This window comes from Bradyrhizobium lablabi (assembly GCF_001440475.1).
GTDB classification, from domain to species: Bacteria; Pseudomonadota; Alphaproteobacteria; order Rhizobiales; family Xanthobacteraceae; genus Bradyrhizobium; species Bradyrhizobium lablabi.
Map to the genome: position 1 here is coordinate 163405 of NZ_LLYB01000134.1, position 11963 is coordinate 175367.

Consider the following 11963-nt stretch of genomic DNA (forward strand, 5'->3'; position numbering starts at 1 on the left):
TCTAATGTTGTTTTGGTTACCTGTCTGGAGGTTCAAGGCAAGCCGCCAAAACAAACCGGAACAGGCGTTCAGGGCGCCGGTATAGCCCTTTCCGATGGGCGATAAAGTGACGAACCGGTGAGGAACTGGGCTTCACGAATGTGATTTATCGGTATTTAGTTACCAAACATTGGTAACCATTACGCGATCCACCCTTTTCTATCTGCACGATTTTTGACACATAGACCTGCACTTCCATCTAGTGGGTGGGGATGAACCTACGGTTCCGGCATGGTGCGGATATTGCAGATATCCGGATGTGACCGGCTGCACGGAGGCTTTCGGGTAAATTTGCGAATTCAGTCCTTGGTGCAACTTGTATAACGGACATCCCATGGAAGTGTATCTTGCGCAGCCCCGCGGATTTTGTGCGGGCGTCGTGCGTGCCATCGAAATCGTTGAGCGTGCGCTCGAGAAGTACGGTCCGCCGGTCTATGTCCGGCACGAGATCGTGCACAACAAGTACGTGGTCGAAAGCCTGAAGGCCAAGGGCGCGATCTTCGTCGAGGACCTGTCGGAGGTTCCGCCGCTGGCGGTAACCGTCTTCAGTGCCCATGGCGTCGCCCGGACGGTCGAGGAAGAGGCTGCCGCCCGCGGCCTGCCCGTCCTCAATGCCACCTGCCCGCTGGTCACCAAGGTCCATAATCAGGGTAAACGGTATATGTCCAAGGGCCGGACCCTGGTCCTGATCGGGCATGCCGGCCATCCCGAGGTCGAGGGAACCATGGGTCAGGTTCCCGGCCCGGTCCTCCTGGTCCAGAATGTCGATGACGTGGCGGCGCTGACGCTGCCGACCGACGCCCCGGTGGCCTATATTACCCAGACCACCCTCAGCGTGGACGACACAAAGGACATAATCGCGGCCCTTCAGGCCAAATTTACAGATATTCAAGGCCCCGACATCCGGGATATCTGCTATGCGACACAGAACCGCCAATCTGCGGTAAGGGATCTGAGCAAACTGGTGGACGTCATCTTGGTGGTGGGGGCCGCCAATAGTTCCAACTCAAACAGGCTCCGCGAAATCGGCACCGAGGTCGGGGTCGCGAGTTATCTTATTGCCGACGGGAGCGAGTTGAACCCCGATTGGCTGAAGGATGCTAAAGCGGTCGGCATTACGGCGGGCGCATCGGCGCCCGAAGTTTTGGTCGATGACGTGATCGAGGCTTTGAGGCGTATCGGACCCGTCAAGGTATCGGTGCTTCCCGGCCGGGAGGAGAACATCGAATTCCGGCTTCCGGCCGAACTGACTGCGGGTTGATCTGCTTCTCGAGTTCCAAGTCTGGGCCGCCCGGCCCAGACCCAAGTCCAGAAAGAAAATCCTCACAATGGCAATACCGTTCTTCAAGGAAATGCGGATCGGCGGCTATCTGATGAAGCAGAAGCTGCTTGGCCGGAAACGTTATCCGCTCGTGCTGATGCTGGAGCCGCTGTTCCGCTGCAACCTCGCCTGCGTCGGCTGCGGCAAGATCGACTATCCCGACGCGATCCTCAACCGCCGCATGACGGCGCAGGAATGCTGGGACGCGGCCGACGAATGCGGCGCGCCGATGGTGGCGATCCCTGGCGGCGAGCCGCTGATCCACAAGGAGATCGGCGAGATCGTGCGCGGCCTGGTCGAGCGCAAGAAGTTCGTCTCGCTGTGCACCAACGCGCTGCTTCTGGAAAAGAAGCTCGATCTGTTCGAGCCCTCGCCGTACCTGTTCTTCTCGGTGCATCTCGACGGCCTGAAGGATCACCACGACAAGGCAGTCTCGCAGAAGGGCGTGTTCGACCGCGCGGTGTCCGCGATCAAGGCCGCGAAGGCGCGCGGTTTCACCGTCAACGTCAACGCCACGATCTTCGACGGCCATCCGGCGGAAGAGATCGCCAAGTTCCTCGACCTCACCACCGAACTCGGTGTCGGCGTCTCGATGTCGCCGGGCTACGCCTATGAGCGTGCGCCGGACCAGGAGCACTTCCTTAATCGCACCAAGACCAAGAAGCTGTTCCGCGACGTCTTTGCGCTCGGCAAGGGCAAGAAGTGGAACTTTATGCATTCCGGCCTGTTCCTCGACTTCCTCGCCGGCAACCAGTCCTACGAATGCACCCCTTGGGGCATGCCGGCGCGCAACATCTTCGGCTGGCAGAAGCCCTGCTATCTGCTCGGCGAAGGCTATACCAAGACCTTCAAGGAGCTGATGGAGACCACGGACTGGGATTCCTACGGCACCGGCAAGTATGAGAAGTGCGCCGACTGCATGGCGCATTGCGGCTACGAGCCGACTGCGGCCACCGCGGCGCTCAACAACCCGTTCAAGGCGATGTGGGTGGCGCTGAAAGGCGTCCGCACCACCGGTCCGATGGCGCCCGAGATCGATCTCTCCAATCAGCGCCCGGCGCAGTACATCTTCTCCGAACAGGTGCAGAAGAAGCTGTCGGAAATCCGCCGCGACGAAGCGGCTGCCGCTGCCGCCAAGCAGCAGGCAAAGGCTTCGACCGCCGCCTGAGCGGAATGAGCGAAAAGATGAGGGCCTCGGTTCCTGAACGAACCGAGGCCCTTTCTTTTTGTTTGACGCCGTTCGGAAACTCTTGAAGCGGGATGCCGCCCAGGCCGATCAGGCCTCCGCAGGGGCGAGGCTCTCGCCATGCAGGAAGCCGCGGCAACCGCGCAGCGAGCGCAGTGCGCGGTTGAAATCCAGCCCCGTCGAGACCAGCGCGCGCAGCGAGGTCGGATTGCGCGCGACCCCGGTCAGCACCTTGCGCAAATCGATATCGCCATTCGGCTTGATCGCGTTCTTGGCAATCGCCGGAAGCGCCCGGCTGGCGGGATCGGAAATCACGCGCAGCGCTGCGAACGGCAAGCCGGCCTCGGCCGCATAGGCTGCGGCAATATGGCTTTCCATATCGACCGCCGCCGCGCCCGTCTCCGAATGCAGCGCCGCCTTGCACGCGGTCGCCGCAATCACCTGTTCCACGCCCGAAAGAACGCCGCGGACCACCCGACGGCGACGAAGTGCCGCACGGGCGATCATTTCCTCATTAAGCGCCAGACCGGCCAGAAAACGGGTGTCGCCGGCCAGAACCTCGGTCGCCACCACCACGTCGCCGGATTTCAGCGACGGGTCGAGCCCGCCGGCAACGCCGAATGAGATGACACCTCTGAAAGTGGAGGAATCGAGCGTTGCCAGCAATGCGCGCAATTGCTGCGGATCGCTGGAACTACAGATGACAATCATGCCGGGCCCGGCCGCGATGCGGGCTTCCTGCACCAATCCTGTAACAATCAAAACCGGCCGCGAATCGATCGAATCCCGATCAATCTGATTGTCCGCAATCGCGGCGGCCCCCGCCCCCCAAGTCACATCCCGACCCCTACCACCCTGCTGTTGGTGCTTCTCAAATTCCGGTACCGCGCCAGCGCCCAGAGCGGAAAGAATTTCGAGTAGCCATGATACCGCAAGTAAAACACCCGCGGAAAGCCTGTAGCCGTGTAACGCGCCTCGTTCCAAAGCCCTTTCTCGGTCTGTGTGGCTTTTAGGTACTCCACACCTCGGATGACCGCCGGATTCTCCACCTCTCCGGCCGCCATCAATCCAAGCAAGGCCCATGCCGTTTGCGAGGACGTCGATGGCGCATCCTCGAATCCCTTGTAGTCCAAGCGATAGCTGACGGCATCTTCACCCCAACCGCCATCCTTGTTCTGGATCGAAACCAGCCAGTCCACAGCCTTCCGCATCATCGGATCCTGGTGGTCGACACCTGCGGCATTCAGCGCACAGAGCACCGACCAGGTTCCGTAGATGTAGTTGAGGCCCCAGCGGCCGTACCACGACCCTTCCGCGAGCTGGGTGCGGCGCAAATAGGCGATTCCGTCCGCGACCGCCTTGTTGGTCTCGGCGGTCTCGCCGAGCTGCGCCAGCATCGAGATGCAGCGCGCGGTGACGTCCTCGGTCGGCGGATCGAGCAGCGCGCCGTGGTCGGAGAACGGGATGTTGTTGAGATAGTATTCGAGGTTGTTGACGTCGAAGGCAGCCCAGCCGCCATCGCGGCTCTGCAGGCCCTCGATCCACTCGCGGCCGCGCGCAATTGCCGCATCATAGTCCTTGCTGCCGGACTGCCGGCGCGCGCGGTCCATCGCCATCACGACCACGGCCGTATCGTCGAGGTCGGGATAATGGTCGTTGTTGTACTGGAACGCCCAGCCGCCGGGACGGACGTCTGGCGCCTTCACCGCCCAGTCGCCCTTGAGATCGAGCACCTGCCGCGGCTTCAGCCAGTCGAGGCCTTGCTCCATCTTCTTGAGCGTGTCTTCGCCGCCGGCCTCCGCCAGCGCGTGGCAGGTCAGCGCGGTGTCCCACACCGGCGAGACGCAGGGCTGGCAATAGGCTTCGTGCTCACCGATCACGAGCAGCTTGTCGATGCCCTTGCGGGTGATCGCGCGCGGCGGAAAGTCCGGTCCCTTGCCGAGCGCGTCGTACATCATGACGATGTTGGCCATCGGCGGATAGATCGCGCCCATGCCGTCCTCGCCGTTCAGCCGCTCCTCGGTGAAGGCAAGCGCGGCGTCGATCGCGCGCTGGCGCAGCTTTTTCGGGAACAGCGGCTCGACGACGCGCAGAATCTTGTCGAGCGTGCTGAACAGCGCGTACCAGCCAGCGCTCTGATGCGGCGCCTTCTTGTTCATGCCGACCGATTTGGGGTCCTGCAGGAACAGTTCGTCGATGCCGACGCCCTTCGGATTCCTCGCCACCGGCTTCAGCGCCGCCAGCACCATCAGCGGCACGATCGTGGTGCGCGCCCAATAGGAAATCTTGTTGATGTGGAACGGCGACCACATCGGCAGCAGCATGATCTCGACCGGCAGCACCGGCACCGCGCGCCAGCTCAACACGCCATAGAAGGCGAGCAGGAATCGCGTGAAGACGTTGCTGCCCGCGGCGCCGCCACGGCTGCGGATCGCTTCGCGCGCGCGCACCATATGCGGCGCATCGACGGAATCGCCGATCATCTTCAGCGCGAAATAGGATTTGACGCTGGCGCTCATGTCGAACGGGCCGTCCTGCACCAGCGGCCAGCCGCCATGATTGCCTTGCGTGCGGCGCAGATAGTTGGCGATCTTGGCCTCGAGCTCGGTGTCGACGGGCTCGGCGAGATAGTGGCGCAGCAGAATGTATTCGGAAGGAATGGTGCTGTCGGCTTCCAGCTCGAACACCCAGTGTCCGTCGGATTGCCGGTAGCCGAGCAGCGCCTCGGTCGCCGAAGAGATGCTCTTCTCCAGCGCGACGGGGTCGACCGGCGCGACGGAATCGGCTGCGATGGTTTTGTCGATGGCAAGCATTTCGCTATACATCCCTATCTTCGCGCCGGGCTCTGTGAAGCCGGTCACGCAACGTCCTTCAGGCTTATCGCCTTGCCAGGACCAGATCGGCGGCGCGGTCACCCGACCGCACCGATCCCTCGATGGTCGCCGGCAGTCCGGTATCGGTCCAGTCGCCGGCGAGAAACAGGTTTTTGAATGAGGTCACCGCCCCCGGCCGCAGCGCATTCTGCTCCGGCGTCGCCTCGAACGTAGCACGGCGCTCACGTACGATCTGCCAGGGCGGCAGCGGCAAGTCGCCCGGCAGGCCGGCGGCCTTGCAGACGTCGCGCCAGATCGCCAGCGCGAGCTCTTCGCGCGGCATGTCGACCAGACGATCGCCATTGCTGATAGTGACCGACAGCCGCTGCGGGAACGCAAACAGCCATTCCACGAGACCACCGACGACGCCGAGGATCGCTGCCGCATCCTTCGGCGGATCGTAGCGGAAATGCGCATTGACGATGGCGCGGAATTTTGTCGGCGTCTTCAGCCCCGGCAGCAGCGATGCCGCGGGGCGCGGCGGCACCGCGAGCACCACGACATCGTCGGGGCCGAGCGCAACCGTGTCACTGCCGAATTTCAGTTCGCCCACGGCGTTGCCCGCAAGCTCGAACTCACGCAGCTCATGGCCGAACTGGACCGAGGCGCCCTTGTCCTGCAGCAGCTTGATCGCGGGCTCGACCAGCACGGCGCTGAGGCCATCGCGCGCGATCAGCGGCCGGCACGCCTGCCCGCCCGCCAGCAGCGTTTCCCGCACGATCGCGCCGGCCAGGCCCGCCGAGCCCTCGGGCGGATCGACATTGAGCGCGGCCAGCAGCAGCGGCTGCACCAGCCGGTCATACAGCGTGCCCTTGCAGGGGATGGTGTCGCCGACCAGTTTGCCGGTGCCGGCCCAGATCAGCGGCATCAAGGCGAGATAGTCGCGCAGCCCGGTATCGGGAACGCGGCGCGCTTCGTCGAACACCCACAGCGGCAGTTTGCCCTCGCCGAGGTCGAGCAGCCAGCGCTGGCCTGTTGAGATATCGGCGAACGGAAACTGCGCCAGCTTCGGCCCGACCAGCCCCGCCTCGGTGCCGATCGACCTGGCATAGGCCAGTGCATGGCTATTGCCGGACAACAACAGATGGTTGCCGTTGTCGATGGTGAGATTGGTGGCCGCGTCGAAATAAGAACGGCAGCGGCCGCCGGCCTGCTGCGTGGCCTCGTGGACATGCACGCGGTAATTGGCATTGGCGAGCCGCACGGCCGCCGAAAGGCCGGAAATGCCGGCGCCGATGATATGAGCGTTTTTCTGCATCAGATGATCGCGTAACGGAGAAGGATGGCAATCTTCGCCCATTTGTGGACGCGGACCGGCTCGCGCGGGGCGGCGAAGCCCCGGGCCAGCAACAGGTCCAGAATCACGCGGTAATATTTCGACATGATCCGCGGAGCGCGCACGACGCGCCGCGAATTGCGCTTCATGATTTCGTCGGCTTTCTCGAAATGCTTTTTCGCGCGCTCGGCGAGCGCAAGGCAAACTTTCGGCAATGCGCGATCGACGATCACGCGCTGCGGATTGTCGGTGGTGATGCCGGCAAGCAGCAGGCTTTCGCGCGGCAAATACAGCCGGCCGAGGCCGGCGTCCTCATCGATGTCGCGCAGGATGTTGGTCAATTGCAGCGCGCGGCCGAGATGGTGGGCGAGCAGGATGCCGTCTTCCTCGGGCAGGCCGAACACGCGTACCGACAGGCGTCCGACGGCGCTGGCGACGCGATCGCAATAGAGATCGAGGGTGGCAAGATCAGGCGCGCGGATGTCCTGCGGCACGTCCATCTCCATGCCGTCGACGATCGCGATAAAATCCTCGCGCTTCAGCCCGAAGGTTTTGACTGACGCGGCGTAGTCCTGCAGGCGTGGCGGAGGATGGCCCTGATAGAGAGCGTCGATATCGTCGCGCCATTGCTGGAGCGCGGCGAGCCGCTCGGGCCGCGGCCCGTGGGAGTCGGCGATGTCGTCGACCTGCCGGCAGAAGCTGTAGATCTGGAACATCGCCTCGCGCTGGTCGCGCGGCAGGATGCGCATCGCGGCATAGAACGAGCTGCCGGACGCGGTGGTGCCATAATCTGCGTTGGCCGCCGCCGTCTGCACCGTCATGCGCCGGCCGCCGGTTTTGCCAGGGGGCGACGCCCGACCGCGCGCCTGATCATTTCGCTTGCGACGCCGCCGAAGGTGTGGCCGAGCAACTCCAGCTTGCTCAAATGCACGCGCTCGCTGAGCGGATCGCGCACCTTCAGCATGCGGACGATCTGGTCGGCAAATGCCTGGATCACGGAAATATCCAGCCCGAGCCGGAAATCCTTTACTTCGGCGCTCAACGATTTGCTTTCATTCAGCAGGGTTTCGGTGCGCACCGCGAGCGCATGAAGGCATTGCAATAGCGCCGGCTGCGACTTCGCCTCGCCCAGCATCTCGACGGTGGCGCCGCTGGCGGCCAGTGCGTCGCGCGGCAGGTAGACGCGGTTGAGATTCCGGTAGTCCTTGCCGCAGTCCTGCAAATGGTTGTTGATCTGCAGGCCCGCGCACAGCGCGTCGGATGCCGCCCAGGTCGAGGTGCTCTCGCCATGAACGTCGAGCATGAAGCGGCCGACTGGCATCGCTGAATAGCGGCAATAGTGAATGACGTCGTCCCAGTTCTCGTAGCGCAGCTTGGTGACGTCCATCCGGAACGCCACCAGCACGTCGAGCGCGTGCCGCGGCGCCATTGAACGCTCGGCAAGAGCCTGGCGCAGGATGACCGCTTCCTTCTGCGTATCGCCCTTGCCCAGGAGCTCGGCCTCGAACAGGTCGAGATAGCGCAGCTTCTCGTCCGCGCCGAGTTCGGCATGATCGGCGATATCATCCGCCGTCCGGACGAAATTATAGAATGCGAGAATCAGCGCCCGGTGACGCGGATGAATGATCCACGACGCGACCGGAAAATTCTCGTCGCGGTCGGTCTTTCCGGATCGCAGGTCGCTCGCGGTGGTCATCAGGAACTGGCTACATCAATCGGGATTGGCGGCATGCGCCGATGCTTCGGCGCATGCGGGGTGATCGCGGGCCCCATATAGGGGAATCCGCAGCCAAAACCAATGCTATATGGGCTGATTAGCCCCGCCCGTGACGCGCGTCATAGAGCCGAAAAATGGCTTTGTCGCGAGGGTTAACGGACGCTGAAGCGTCTTATTGGCCGTTGTTCTTGAGAACCTGGTTGCAGGCCTGGCTGATCTTGGACCGGTTTTCCTTGAGGCAGGCCAGGATCGTCAGATCGCCCTGATCGATGACCGGACGGCAGAACTTCTGCACATCCTTCGTACAGGCCTTCTGCTCCTCCGCCGTTCCGCTGCGCTGTTGCTGGGCGAAGGCGGCGTTCGACGAAACCGTGATCGACAACAAGGTGAGTGCCAGGAGAGATTTACGCATCGTATTCCTTCATTTCGGCAGCATGAAATCCTGTTCCCGATTTGCGTTTCGGCCTCGCCGGGACGGATTTGTTTGGGATGGCAGGCGCCGCGTAGCGCAGCAGCGTGCACAGGACAAGCATGGCAAATGCGGCCAAATTTGCGGCAACATCTACCACCACTTCAGCACGTTAAATAACCAACTGATATTTAACGTGTATTTTTGCAACAGCCGCCAAGCAATTGGATATTGCAGACGACGCGGCGCAAAGCTAGATGCTGCAGCGACGGCGCCGATGTGAGCGATCGATTCCATTCGGCCGCCTGTGCCCTTTCCTGCCGCGACCGGCGGAAAACAGCACGCCATCATTTGAACCTAAGATACTGCGGGAACACTAAATCTTCGATGCGGCGAGACGTATCTTGGCAAAGAGCGTCTATTTGATGGGAAAACTCACGATGAAACTATTTGGTTCCAGCTTGCTCGGTCAGGCTTTCGCAGCGGCCGGCGTCGGCGCCGCGCTCATGCTGTCGGTCACCGCGAGCCATGCCCAGGCGGGCGGCCCGTTTGCCGGCTTTGACGGAAACTGGAGCGGCACCGGCACGGTCGCCCTCTCCAACGGCACCACCGAGAACATCCGCTGCAAGGCCGACTACAAGGTCAACGCCAACGGACTCGGCCTGAAGCAGAATCTGCACTGCGCCAGCGACAGCTACAAATTCGACCTGTCGAGCGACGTCACCAGCCAGGGTGAGCGCATCTCCGGCAACTGGAGCGAAAAGAGCCGCAATATCTTCGGCAACCTGCAGGGCACCGCCGGCGGCGGCCAGATCGAGGTGTTCGTCGAAGCGTCCGGATTTGCAGCCAACCTGAATTTGCGCACCCAGGGCAACAAGCAGGTCGTGCAGATCGACTCCAAGGGCGAGATCCGCGGCGTCAAGATCACGATGACAAGGACCTGATAGGGCCATCGAGGCAATGTGAAATGGCGGCGTTCAACGCCGCCATTTTCATTTTCGCGACCCGCCTAGCGGAATTGCCACGCCCAATGTGCATCGCCGCGGTCGCGGCGTTCGGTGACCTCGACGCGCATGAAGCGGTCATGAGCCAGCGCGGCGCCCACCCACAATTCGTTCCAGGCATCGAACACGGCGGGCGACAGTGCTTCGCGCTCCGCCATCAGCCGCCACGAGGTCTGGCGCACGCTGGCATTCGCGTTTTCCAGCTTTAGTTCGGCATCGTCATCCTGCGCGCGCGACAGCCGGGCGAAGGCCGCTGCAAAACCGGCAGCGCCCGCCTCGACGCCGCCCAGCATCGCGGCGACGTCGTCGAAGGTGTGCATCCCGACCAGCCGCGCGGCGGCACCGGCGAGATGGCCGCCCTCCTCCGGGCCGAGCACGGCTATGGTTTCCGGCACGATCGAGGTGACGTACTCCATCGCATAATTGCGCAGCACTTTTTGCAGCCGCTCCTCCGGCCATGTCGTATCAGGCAGACGCGGCGCCAGATCGGCGCGGAATGGCGGGCAACGCTCGCCGGGCGAGAACTGCAGCCGCTCCTCGGGCGCAAGATCGCGATCCCATTCCTTGTAGTAACCCTCGAGCCCCGGCTGGCCGTCAACGGTCTGGCCGGTGCAGACAAAGCCGAGCCTGGGATTGCCGAGCACGACGCCGTTATTGGCGTGCCATCCGCGCAGCATCGCCCGCGACACTTCGGAAGGAATGCCGCAGATGGCGGTACCCGACCAGATCCAGCGCGGCGGCGGATAGCGCACCCAGGCCTTGGTGTCGGTCTCATGGACATACTCGACCTTCACGCCGCCGACCTGGTTCGAGAGGTAGTGATATTGCGCGCAGGCGACCGCATGGGGGAGCTTGTCGAGCCCGAGCTTCTTCAATCCAGGCAGAAAGCGCGCCAGTTGCTGGCGGCGGAAGGTGCGGAACACCACCTCGGCCGCACGCGGCGCGCCCGCCCGCGAGGCCAGCATCAGGATCAGCCCGGTGAGGTAGGAATGATAGATGTGTTCGACGGCGCGATAAGCGGCGGCGTCCGCCGCAGGGCGAGCGGCTAATCCTGCAGACGTCATTCCTCAGCCTCTCTTCGGCTGCCGTTGATCGGCAACCCTTGTTATTCAGCAACGCCTGGCTTGTTCTCCGCCGGTTTGGCGTGACTGACGCCGCGAATCTTTTCCGACAGATTGATCAGGAACATCGAGGTCGGCCGCAGGATGAAGAGGTCGGCCACCAGCGCAGCGATCATCGAGAACGCGCTGAGCCAGCCGAACAGCCGCAGCGACGGCAGGTCGGAGAACACGGTAACGACGAGGCCGCAGGCTAGCACCACGGTGGTCAGGATCAGCGCCGGACCGACCAGCACGGTGGCGCGCTCGACCGCCAGTGCCGACGTCACGCCCGGCTTGCTCTCCAGCCGCAGGCGGTTGAGGAAGTGGATGGTGGCGGAAAGCCCCAGGCCGAACGAGACCGTCAGCGCGACCACGCTGGCGAATTGCAGGCCCTCGCCCAGGATCCACAGCACCGTGCCCGATGCCACGACCGGGAAGATGCCGGGCAGGATGCACGAGAACATCACCACGACCGAGCGGAATGCGAGGCCGATGAAGACTGCGACCAGCAGGAACTCGATCGTCAGGCCGTGATTGAGTTTCGAGATCATGTTGGCGCTGTTGCGCGCGGCGATCGCCGACAGGCCAGTGACCGCGATCTCAAAGCCGGGATGTTCGGCGCGCACCTTGTCGAGCGCCTTGTCGAGCTTGTCGACCACGGGAAGGATTTCGCTGGAATCGAGATCGGGCACGCGTCCCGACACCACCACGGCATCCTGATCGGCCGAGATGAAGCGGCGGACCAGATGTTCGGGGATGACGCTGACATATTGCTTCAGCGTTTCGACGTCGCTGCTGCCGGCTTTCTCGGCGAGCCAGCGGCGCAGGGTTTCGAGCGACCAGACATTGCCGACGCCGGCTGATTTCTCGACCATGGCGTGAACTTCGGCGATCGTCTTCAGCGTATCGGGTGCATAGAGCGAGGTGCCCTTGGGGAATTCGATCAGCACGTCGATCGGATTGGCGCCGGTGAGCTTGGCGTCGAGGCGGCTCGACGCGGCCACGGCTTGCCGCTTGTCCGGCACCTGGTCCGCGAGN

12 protein-coding genes are annotated in these 11963 nt (G+C 63.0%); 3 read left to right on the forward strand and 9 right to left on the reverse strand.

Going from position 1 to position 11963, the window contains the following annotated elements; translation table 11 throughout:
* The first annotated feature begins 373 nt into the window (after positions 1–373).
* Both ispH and hpnH read left to right on the forward strand, forming a co-directional pair.
* The gene (ispH, locus tag CQ14_RS40395) at positions 374–1300 is read left to right on the forward strand and encodes a 4-hydroxy-3-methylbut-2-enyl diphosphate reductase (RefSeq protein WP_057863304.1); all 927 of its coding nucleotides are present in this window, start codon (positions 374–376) and stop codon (positions 1298–1300) included.
* Between the two features lie 67 nt (positions 1301–1367).
* Complete coding sequence (gene hpnH / locus CQ14_RS40400) at positions 1368–2528, forward strand: adenosyl-hopene transferase HpnH (protein WP_057863305.1); 1161 nt, start codon at positions 1368–1370, stop codon at positions 2526–2528.
* A 108-nt stretch (positions 2529–2636) separates the two neighbouring features.
* Here the strand turns inward: hpnH and CQ14_RS40405 are convergent, their stop codons facing one another.
* The 7 genes from CQ14_RS40405 to CQ14_RS44325 all read right to left on the reverse strand — a co-directional run bounded on the left by CQ14_RS40405 (position 2637) and on the right by CQ14_RS44325 (position 9118).
* Entirely contained in the window at positions 2637–3383 is a 747-nt protein-coding gene (locus CQ14_RS40405) for a phosphorylase (RefSeq protein ID WP_430650261.1), read from the reverse strand.
* Entirely contained in the window at positions 3380–5359 is a 1980-nt protein-coding gene (gene shc, locus CQ14_RS40410; RefSeq protein WP_057863446.1) for a squalene--hopene cyclase, read from the reverse strand. The genes CQ14_RS40405 and shc overlap by 4 nt, the downstream gene beginning before the upstream one ends.
* Positions 5360–5423: 64 nt before the next feature.
* A complete protein-coding gene (hpnE, locus tag CQ14_RS40415) occupies positions 5424–6677 on the reverse strand; it encodes a hydroxysqualene dehydroxylase HpnE (protein ID WP_057863306.1) in 1254 nt (417 codons plus the stop codon).
* Positions 6677–7516, reverse strand: a complete 840-nt coding sequence (gene hpnD, locus CQ14_RS40420) for a presqualene diphosphate synthase HpnD (RefSeq protein ID WP_057863307.1) — start codon at positions 7514–7516, stop codon at positions 6677–6679. The genes hpnE and hpnD overlap by 1 nt, the downstream gene beginning before the upstream one ends.
* A complete protein-coding gene (gene hpnC, locus CQ14_RS40425) occupies positions 7513–8391 on the reverse strand; it encodes a squalene synthase HpnC (RefSeq protein WP_057863308.1) in 879 nt (292 codons plus the stop codon). Before hpnC ends, hpnD begins: the two co-directional genes overlap by 4 nt.
* Before the next feature lie 193 nt (positions 8392–8584).
* On the reverse strand, positions 8585–8824 hold the full coding sequence (locus CQ14_RS40430; protein ID WP_057863309.1) for a hypothetical protein: 240 nt from the start codon (positions 8822–8824) through the stop codon (positions 8585–8587).
* Between the two features lie 150 nt (positions 8825–8974).
* Entirely contained in the window at positions 8975–9118 is a 144-nt protein-coding gene (locus CQ14_RS44325; RefSeq protein WP_156435868.1) for a hypothetical protein, read from the reverse strand.
* Positions 9119–9261: 143 nt separating this feature from the next.
* Between CQ14_RS44325 and CQ14_RS40435 the strand changes: the two genes are divergently transcribed.
* Positions 9262–9765 carry a hypothetical protein gene (locus tag CQ14_RS40435; RefSeq protein ID WP_057863447.1) on the forward strand — a complete coding sequence of 168 codons (504 nt, stop codon included), beginning with the start codon at positions 9262–9264 and terminating at the stop codon, positions 9763–9765.
* 65 nt (positions 9766–9830) lie between these two features.
* Here the strand turns inward: CQ14_RS40435 and CQ14_RS40440 are convergent, their stop codons facing one another.
* Together CQ14_RS40440 and CQ14_RS47435 are read right to left on the reverse strand one after the other, a co-directional pair.
* Entirely contained in the window at positions 9831–10889 is a 1059-nt protein-coding gene (locus CQ14_RS40440) for a hypothetical protein (protein ID WP_057863310.1), read from the reverse strand.
* Between the two features lie 41 nt (positions 10890–10930).
* Positions 10931–11962, reverse strand: a 1032-nt coding sequence (locus CQ14_RS47435) for an MMPL family transporter (RefSeq protein ID WP_245320909.1), incomplete at its 5' end; no start/stop codon positions are given.
* Between the last annotated feature and the right edge of the window lies 1 nt (position 11963).

What these genes read in the sequence shown, in the direction of transcription:
- ispH (WP_057863304.1), top strand. Translation starts at nt 374, where the DNA reads ATGGAAGTGTATCTTGCGCAGCCCCGCGGATTTTGTGCGGGCGTCGTG.
- hpnH (WP_057863305.1), top strand. Translation starts at nt 1,368, where the DNA reads ATGGCAATACCGTTCTTCAAGGAAATGCGGATCGGCGGCTATCTGATG.
- shc (WP_057863446.1), bottom strand. Translation starts at nt 5,359, where the DNA reads ATGCTTGCCATCGACAAAACCATCGCAGCCGATTCCGTCGCGCCGGTC.
- hpnE (WP_057863306.1), bottom strand. Translation starts at nt 6,677, where the DNA reads ATGCAGAAAAACGCTCATATCATCGGCGCCGGCATTTCCGGCCTTTCG.
- hpnD (WP_057863307.1), bottom strand. Translation starts at nt 7,516, where the DNA reads ATGACGGTGCAGACGGCGGCGGCCAACGCAGATTATGGCACCACCGCG.
- hpnC (WP_057863308.1), bottom strand. Translation starts at nt 8,391, where the DNA reads ATGACCACCGCGAGCGACCTGCGATCCGGAAAGACCGACCGCGACGAG.
- CQ14_RS40430 (WP_057863309.1), bottom strand. Translation starts at nt 8,824, where the DNA reads ATGCGTAAATCTCTCCTGGCACTCACCTTGTTGTCGATCACGGTTTCG.
- CQ14_RS44325 (WP_156435868.1), bottom strand. Translation starts at nt 9,118, where the DNA reads ATGGAATCGATCGCTCACATCGGCGCCGTCGCTGCAGCATCTAGCTTT.
- CQ14_RS40435 (WP_057863447.1), top strand. Translation starts at nt 9,262, where the DNA reads ATGAAACTATTTGGTTCCAGCTTGCTCGGTCAGGCTTTCGCAGCGGCC.
- CQ14_RS40440 (WP_057863310.1), bottom strand. Translation starts at nt 10,889, where the DNA reads ATGACGTCTGCAGGATTAGCCGCTCGCCCTGCGGCGGACGCCGCCGCT.